This window comes from Stenotrophomonas sp. TEPEL (assembly GCF_004348785.1).
GTDB lineage: Bacteria > Pseudomonadota > Gammaproteobacteria > Xanthomonadales > Xanthomonadaceae > Stenotrophomonas > Stenotrophomonas indicatrix.
Genome location: NZ_QQXJ01000001.1, coordinates 2113025 through 2120976, shown reverse-complemented (window position 1 = coordinate 2120976; position 7952 = coordinate 2113025). Strand labels below are relative to the sequence as shown.

General features: G+C 65.9%; 6 protein-coding genes. 2 read left to right on the top strand and 4 right to left on the bottom strand.

Annotated features, from left to right (window positions below; all coding sequences use genetic code 11):
* On the bottom strand, positions 1–2717 hold a 2717-nt coding region (locus tag TEP_RS09570), incomplete at its 3' end, for an excinuclease ABC subunit UvrA (RefSeq protein ID WP_240790674.1).
* A gap of 130 nt (positions 2718–2847) precedes the next feature.
* Positions 2848–3372 (bottom strand): DUF6622 family protein, encoded by a 525-nt coding sequence (locus TEP_RS09565; protein WP_132825130.1) that lies wholly within the window; start codon positions 3370–3372, stop codon positions 2848–2850.
* 381 nt (positions 3373–3753) lie between these two features.
* On the opposite strand from TEP_RS09565, the gene TEP_RS09560 reads away from it, so the two are divergent.
* Both TEP_RS09560 and TEP_RS09555 read left to right on the top strand, forming a co-directional pair.
* A complete protein-coding gene (locus tag TEP_RS09560) occupies positions 3754–4662 on the top strand; it encodes a hypothetical protein (RefSeq protein ID WP_132825129.1) in 909 nt (302 codons plus the stop codon).
* A 166-nt stretch (positions 4663–4828) separates the two neighbouring features.
* The gene (locus tag TEP_RS09555; protein WP_165933912.1) at positions 4829–5614 is read left to right on the top strand and encodes a tetratricopeptide repeat protein; all 786 of its coding nucleotides are present in this window, start codon (positions 4829–4831) and stop codon (positions 5612–5614) included.
* A 7-nt stretch (positions 5615–5621) separates the two neighbouring features.
* On the opposite strand, the gene TEP_RS09550 is transcribed toward TEP_RS09555, so the two are convergent.
* Both TEP_RS09550 and ligD read right to left on the bottom strand, forming a co-directional pair.
* Complete coding sequence (locus TEP_RS09550; protein ID WP_132825127.1) at positions 5622–6473, bottom strand: hypothetical protein; 852 nt, start codon at positions 6471–6473, stop codon at positions 5622–5624.
* Between the two features lie 256 nt (positions 6474–6729).
* A partial coding sequence (ligD, locus tag TEP_RS09545) for a non-homologous end-joining DNA ligase (RefSeq protein WP_206140202.1) occupies positions 6730–7952 on the bottom strand: 1223 nt, incomplete at its 5' end.

Below are 7952 nucleotides of genomic sequence, written 5' to 3'. Positions count from 1 at the left end.
GGCTCTGCACGCCAGCCAGGACCTGTTCCAGATAGCGCATCGGCACCACCGGCCGATGCATCTGCTCTGCCACCCTGCCCCAGCTCGCGCGCAAGGAAGGGCGCCGTCCTGCTGCCCTTGGCGCGCGCCACCTGCTGCGGCGTTCCCTTCGCCACGATGGTGCCGCCCGCAGCGCCTGCGCCAGGTCCGACGTCAATCACCCAGTCCGCCTGCACGACCGCGCGCATGTCATGTTCGATCACCACCACCGTATTGCCCGCGTCCACCAGTCGCTGCAGCTGCACAAGCAGCCTGTCCGCGTCCGATGCATGCAGGCCGGTGGTGGGTTCGTCCAGTACGTAAAGCGTGCGCCCGCGCTGGCTGCGCTGCAGCTCGGTGGCCAGCTTGATGCGCTGTGCTTCGCCGCCTGAAAGCTCCGTGGCCGGCTGGCCCAGCCGCAGATAGCCCAGGCCGATCTCCTGCAGCAGCTGCAGCGGGCGGGCAATGGCCTCTTCCTCGTTGAAGAACGCGTGTGCCTGGTCCACCGTCATCTGCAGGACCTCGGCGATGTTGCGCTCATTCCACAGCACCTTCAGCGTGGCCTCGTTGTAGCGCGCGCCATGGCAGGTGGGGCACGGCGCATAGACGCTGGGCATGAACAGCAGTTCGACGCTGACGAACCCCTCGCCTTCGCAGGTCTCGCATCGGCCCTTGGCCACGTTGAACGAGAAACGGCCGGCATCGAAGCGCCGGCGGCGCGCGGCGGGCGTGGCGGCGAACAACTTGCGCACGTGGTCGAACAGCCCGGTATAGGTGGCCAGGTTGGAGCGTGGCGTACGTCCGATGGGTTTCTGGTCCACCTGCACTACCCGCTGGATGGCGTCCACATCTCCGGCCAGCCGGCCCCGGGTCGCTTCGATCACGGTCGGCGGGTCGGTGGGCGCACTCTCGGCGCTGTTGTCTTCGGGCTCATGCCCCAGGTGCAGCAGCACCAGCTCGGGCAGTGCCTGCGCCATCAGGCTGGATTTGCCTGACCCCGAGATGCCGGTCACTGCGGTCAGCAGCCCCAGCGGCACCTGCGCATCCACACCCTGCAGGTTATGGCGGTGGATGCCCTTCAGTTCCAGCCAGCTGCTGGCGCTGCGCTGCCGGCTGGCCGCCGCAGGCACCTGGTCGAACAGATAGCGGGCGGTGCGCGACTCCTGGACCTTGCGCAGGCCGTCGGGCTCGCCACTGTAGAGAACGCGCCCGCCGTGCTCACCCGCCTCCGGGCCGACATCCACCAGCCACTGCGCGCGGCGCATCAGCTCCAGGTCGTGCTCGACAACGAACACCGAGTTTCCGCCGTCGCGCAACCGGTCCAGCGCGTCGTACAGCGCCTGGCTGTCGGCGGGGTGCAGGCCGGCCGAGGGTTCATCAAGCACGTACAGCACGCCAAACAGCAACGAGCTGAGCTGCGTGGCCAGCCGCAGGCGCTGCAGTTCGCCGGCCGACAGGGTTGGCGTGGCGCGATCCAGCGAGAGGTACCCCAGGCCCAGGCCTCGCAGCTGGTGTACGCGCGCCATGACGCCGCCTGCCAGCCGCTGCGCGGCCAGGCGCTTCTCTTCCGACAGGGCCGAGGTCAGCCGCACGTCGGGGGCTCCAGCGTGGACAGGGCGACCGCCTGCAGCCCGCTGCGTGCGATCGCGTTTGGTGGCGCTACCGCTGGTACGCGCGCCGTGGCTGTGCGCGCTGAAATCGCCCTGCGCGATGGGCTCCAGCAGGTCCGCCAACTGGTCCAGTGGCAGCCGCATGAACTCGCCGATATCCACGCCGGCAAAGGTGACCGAAAGCGCTTCCGGCTTCAGGCGCTTTCCGTGACAGGCGGGGCACAACCGGCCTTCCATGTAGCGCGAAACGCGCTTGCGCATCAGCGCGCTCTGGGTGTTGGCAAAGGTGTGCAGCACGTAACGACGCGCACCGGTATAGGTACCCATGTAGCTGGGTTCCAGCTTGCGCTTCAGCGCGGCGCGGGTCTCTGCGGGCGTGAAGCCGGCATAGACCGGCACGGTTGGCGTTTCCTCGGTGAACAGGATCCAGTCGCGGTCCTTCTTGGGCAGCTTCTTCCACGGCACATCGATGTCGTAGCCCAGCGTGACCAGGATGTCGCGCAGGTTCTGGCCATGCCATGCCGGCGGCCACGATGCGATGGCGCGTTCACGGATGCTCAGCGACGGATCCGGAACCATCAGCGCTTCGGTCACCTCGTACACATGCCCCAGGCCGTGGCAGGTGCTGCAGGCGCCCTGCGGCGTATTGGGCGAGAAGTCCTCGGCGTACAGCATGGGCTGATTGGCCGGGTAGGCCCCGGCGCGCGAATACATCATGCGTACAAGGCTGGACAGCGTGGTCACGCTGCCCACCGAGGAACGTGCATTGCTGGCGCCGCGCTGCTGCTGCAGGGCAACCGCTGGCGGCAGGCCGTCGATGGCATCCACATCGGGCACGCCCGCCTGGTCGATCAGGCGCCGCGCGTACGGCGCTACGGACTCGAAGTAGCGCCGCTGCGCTTCGGCGAAGACGGTACCGAAGGCCAACGACGACTTGCCCGACCCCGACACCCCGGAGAACACCACCAGTGCATTGCGCGGAATGGAGACATCGACATTCTTGAGGTTGTGCTCGCGCGCGCCGCGCACCTCCACGCAACCGCTGGCTGCGGCAGCGCATGAGGATTCACCGAAAGGGTTGTTGGACATCGTTGCGTTCCTGCAGGCAGTGAGCGGTGCGCCCTGGAGCGCGCCCAAGGACGCATTTTCGCTGCTGCGAGGTGAATGTGGTGAGGGCGCGGCCGAAGCGCGTGCACCGCGCCCTCATCCTGGGCTGAGCTCAGCCCGCAGGCTGCATCCCACCGGGCGCTGCCCGGCGCGACGCCGCCAGATACCGGCAGTACTTGCCGATGAAGATGCCGGTGAAGCCGCCAGACAGCAGGAGGTAGGCGGCGCTGAAACCTGCGTTGCTGCTCAGGCCGGGCGCCACGGCCAGCGCCGTTTCAAAACCGTACTTGATGACGAACGTGACCAGCAGCAGCGGCAGCAGGCTGTAGTCGGCACTGCGCCACAGCGTGCCCGTGGAGGCGTCCATGGTCAGCGTTGCCCGGCGCAGCAGCAGCCAGCCCAATGCCGCGCCCACGCAGATGCCGGCCAGCCATTCGCCCCACGCGACCGGCGAGCCGCCATAGCGGTGGCTGATGGACCAGATGCCCCAGACGCTGAACAGCGCCGGCACGATGGCCAGCTTCGTCAGCGAGGTCTGCCCCGGCCGCATGGCCGCGATGCCGCGCGAGACCAGGAACACCAGAAGCACCCAGACCCAGATCGGGGTCTGCGAGAGAAGTTGCTGCAGCAGGTTCACGGGATGTCCTTTCGGTGAGTGCCGGCCAGGCAGGCGGCGGTGGCGCTCACTATTGGCGGTGCGCGTTGGCCGGACAAGTGACAGGTGTCAGCGATGCAGCGTGCACCCTGCCCTGCGCAGGGTGATCCCGTACAATTGCCCGCCGACGCGCCGTGATGAGGCCCAGCTTTCCAGCTGGCGCGGCCGCAGGCTGCCCTCGCAGGTACCGGCGACAGTTGGCGTGGCTATTCAAGGAAGAGGCGATGAACCGGCAGGCTGAGCACAGGCGTACCACCATGGCCCCTTGCGGCAATATGCAGGGATGGGGCGTGACACAGGCGGCGCAGTTCCGCCCTGCCGCCGGTTCCGGCGCTGCATGCACGCTGCACAGCAGGTGTGCGCATGGAGAATGAGGACTCCCTGTTTTTCACCTGTGGCGTGGCCGTAAGCGCGGGCACCCTCGTCGTTCCTGCGCAGTACAACGCCCTGCCGCAGGAGCGCATGTCCAGAGTCGCGTTCTGCTTCGACGGGGACTGGGTCTACAACGATGTTGATATCGACGTGATCGGTGCTGTCTGTTTCAGGCCGAGCGACAACAGCCTGTGGATGCTTGGGCGACACGGCAATCTGCGCCGTGTGGCGTCAGGTGCGGCGGACTTCACGCTGGCCAACATCCGCGGGAAGTTCCAGAACAGTCGCATCGACACCGGCCGACGTGGCGAGCTGCTGTGCATACGTGCCATCGAGGACGAGCTTTATATCTGCGGCCAGTCTTCCCAGGTGTACCGGCACGTGGATGGGGTGTGGACGGACGTCAGTCCACCCTGGGCATGTATCGGTTCCCCTGCACTCGAAAGCCTGGATGGCCTGTCGTCGAGCGACATCTACGCAGTGGGCCAGAACGGCGCCCTCCTGCACTACGACGGCACGCACTGGAGCATCCTGGCGTCGCCAACCAGTCGCCCCCTGTCGCGCGTGCTGTGCGGGCGTGGCGATGAGGTGTACGCATGCGGCAATGACGGCCAGCTGCTGGTCGGTAACCGCAACGGCTGGCGCACACTCAATACCGGCAGGAGCGTGCATTTCTGGGACATGGCACTGTACGACGGGCACCTGTACATCGCGCATCTGCGCGGGCTCATCCGGTATGACGGGCAGGACTTCGTGGATGTCGACACAGGCATCGTCCCTGCCCCCGGCGGCCACAAACTCGACGTGTGCGACGGCCTGCTCTACTCCTTCGGCATCGACGACATCCTCGTGTTCGATGGCAAGCGGTGGCAGCGGATTGTCTGCCCGCATAACACCTGAAAGGAGCGTTGCGCGAAGGCGTCTGCAAGGGTGTCTTCCCCCAAAGGCTGGCGCACCCCCACTGTGCCCCGCCCATCATGCTGGCACCGCCTTCAGTGTTGACCCGCCGTATGTGCAGGACGCACGCTAGGCTCCTCCATCGGAACCGGTTCTGGAAATGGCGAACATGGCAGTGAAGCGCACCTTTGCGGTGGGTGAGGTACTGGTTTCGCGCCAGGGCGACGGCGCCTGGCAGGCGGTGAAGGTTCTTGAGGTGGATACGTGGCCTGATGGCAGCGATACGCTGCAGTGCCTGCTGTACCAGCCCATCGCCACCCCGCCCACAGCGGCGTCATTCCGTTCTCCGGATGATCCCGGCATCCATGGTCCCATCAGCGCAGCCGGGTTCGCCGAGGGCTGGGAGGTGCTGTGCACGGCCCCCATCGAAGAGGCCGATATGGCCGGCTTCATCGCGTACCTGAAGATGACAGACTTCGGGCGTTACCTGGAGGTGACTCAGCAGGATGCAGGCGTGTTGGTTTCCCAGGCCAACGCGTACTACCAGGCTGCTTCAGCCTTGGACGAGGAAGGCAAGAAGCTCGAAGCGATCGACACCTATACCCAAGCGATCGACCTGTTCCCGATGTTCTTTGAAGCCGTCGACAACCGCGCCTTCCTGCATATGGAGTTGGGCGACTACGCCACGGCGCTGCGTGGATTCGACGAATCGCTCCGCATCAACCCGGATGGCAACTCCGCATTTTTCTCCCGTGGCGAGTGCCTGCTGAGGCTGGGAAGGCTGGAAGAGGCACAGCACGTGTTCGAGGAAGGCAAACGCCGCTTCTCCGAGCATCAGGAGATGTACAGCCGCTACCTGGCCCATACCCTGGAGGAGAAGCGAAAACGAGGGAAGGTCGGCGTCCTCGCCACGTCCAACGCCAACGCCCGACCGTGGTGGAAGATCTGGCGCTAGCGATTCCTCAGCCGTCATCGGCGACCTGATCCGGAATGCGATGTCCCCAAAAATAGCGGACGCCGCTTTCGAACCTGCTGGCGTGGGGGCTTTCAATAAACCCTTGCAGAATGGCCACTGCCTGCGCCGGCCTGAAAACCCCCTCACGATAGAAGGAGGAGCAGTCGATGCCGGTCGCACACTCGAAGCGCCGTCGAAGCTCGAACGGGAAGCAGGGTTCCCGCAGGCGCTGCAGCATCCGCCGAGCCAGGCCAACCACGCCCAGCAACTCACCGCCGCAGACGCAGATCTGGTCGGTACCGAACCCCTCTGCCAGTGCGGCGCATCTGTCCAGTACCGCCTGGCGGTAGTGCTGCAATGAGTCGTAGGCCTGGTGGTCGCAAAGTTCGTATCCCGTTTCCAGGCAGCCGGACAGATGCACCGGCAGCATCTCGGCGTCGCTGAAGGTCGCGACCCGTTCGAATGCAGCCAGAACAATGGGCATGTCGGCCAGCTTTCCACGCCGCGTGAGTACTGCACCCCAGGCCAATGTGCGTTCAAAGCCCACATCTTCGGTTGCGAGTCGCGCGGCGATGGTGTCGACAACCGAGGCCGGCCCGGCGTCGCCCAGCAGCTCCGCGCAGAGTCGTCGCATTACCGGATGGGGGTCCGCACCACCGAGCCCGACCAGGCGTGGCAGCAGGCTGAAATCACCGTGCTTTGCCCGGCTCAGCGCGTCCAACCACCCAATATGGTCACCTGCCTGCGGCAGTTGCCCACCTTCCGTTCCGGCAGGCGTCGCCAGCCCACCCGGGTAGGCAAAATATCCGCGCCCCTGCCAGTCCACCATTTTGGGGGCTGCGCCAAGACTCGACAGCATTGTTCTTCCTCACGCACTGTGTAGTTGCTTCCGTGGCTCCACGCCCCGCGCGCACTATAGTGCCAGCCGCCACAAGGACGGGGCGGCGCTCCTGCCCCGTATCTGCCTGGGTTCCGCGCGCGTCGCGCCTGCTGTCGGGACGTTGGATGGCGTGTTCGCCCGCAACCGTGTGCGTCACAAGCCGGAAGACCCCCTGCTTATGGGCAGGCCCCCGCCCTGCTGGCAGGCACTCGGGCGCCGCCATTATCGTGACGCGTCACACCTCATCATCCTGCGACCATCGGGCCAGGTTCTGCTGTGTGGTTTCGATACCGGTCCACGGGTCCTTGCGGCGTCGCTTGAGCTTGGCCGGCACGTCCTTGATGGTGAATGCGTCTGCCCGCGTGAGCTTGCCCAGCTCGCTCCATGCGATGGGCAGCGCCACCGGAGCCCCCGGCCGCCCCCGAAGCGAATAGGACGCCACCGCCGTAGCACCGCGGCCATTGCGCAGGTAGTCGACGAAGATCCGCTTGTTGCGCAGACGCTTGGTGGCCGTTGCCAGAAAGCGATGGGGTTCGGACTGCGCCAGCGCATCGGCAAAGCCCTTTGCGAAGCGCTTGGTCAGATCCCAGTCGCATCCCGGGTTCAGAGGCACCACTACATGCAGGCCCTTGCCGCCGGAGACCCGCAGGAACGATTCCAGCTCCAGCTGGGCCAGCAGTTTGCGGATATCGTTGGCCGCCTTTTTGACCTCCGCGAACGGGACGTCCGGACCAGGATCCAGGTCAAACACCACCCGGTCGGCTCTGTCGGGATTCCCGGCGCGGCTGCCCCACGGGTGGAACTCCAGGGCGTTGAACTGCACCAGTTCCAGCAGGCTGGCCGCGTCGCGTACGACCAGGTAGTGGGCGTTGATTCCACTGTCTTCCTTCAACCTGACCGAGTCGACCAACTCCAGCCCGGCGGTGTGGTGCTTCTGGAAGAAGCAGGGTTTGCCGGTGCCGGCCGGGCAACGAATGATCGACAGCGGCCTGTCGATCACCTCTGGCAACACATGATCCATGACGGCGGAGTAGTAATCCCAGACGTCCTGCTTGGTGTAACCGTCACCCGGGAACAGCACCTTGCTGGGGGACGACAATCCCGGCGGCGCCCGATGCGCGTGTGAGGCGGCCTTTGCCCTGCGGGAAGCCGGTGCCGCTCCGGCCTGCGGCCGACCATTGGCCTTGCCTTGCGCGGGCCGATCCGAATCACCCAGGTCGGACACGTCCTTGTCCCTCCTCACCGCCTTGAGCGAGGCTTGACGCAGCAGGTGCTGGCCGCCGATGCCCCGGTAGAACACCTCGACGACGAAACGCGGTGCAAACCATGTCGCGGCCCGCAGATCCGTGTCTTCGGTGGGCACATGGGCGGTGGGCTTTCTGCTGCCACCGCCCTGCAGCATCCGGCTGATCTCTGTGATCAACTGGTCTGAAAACCCGGCGCCCACCCGCCCAACAT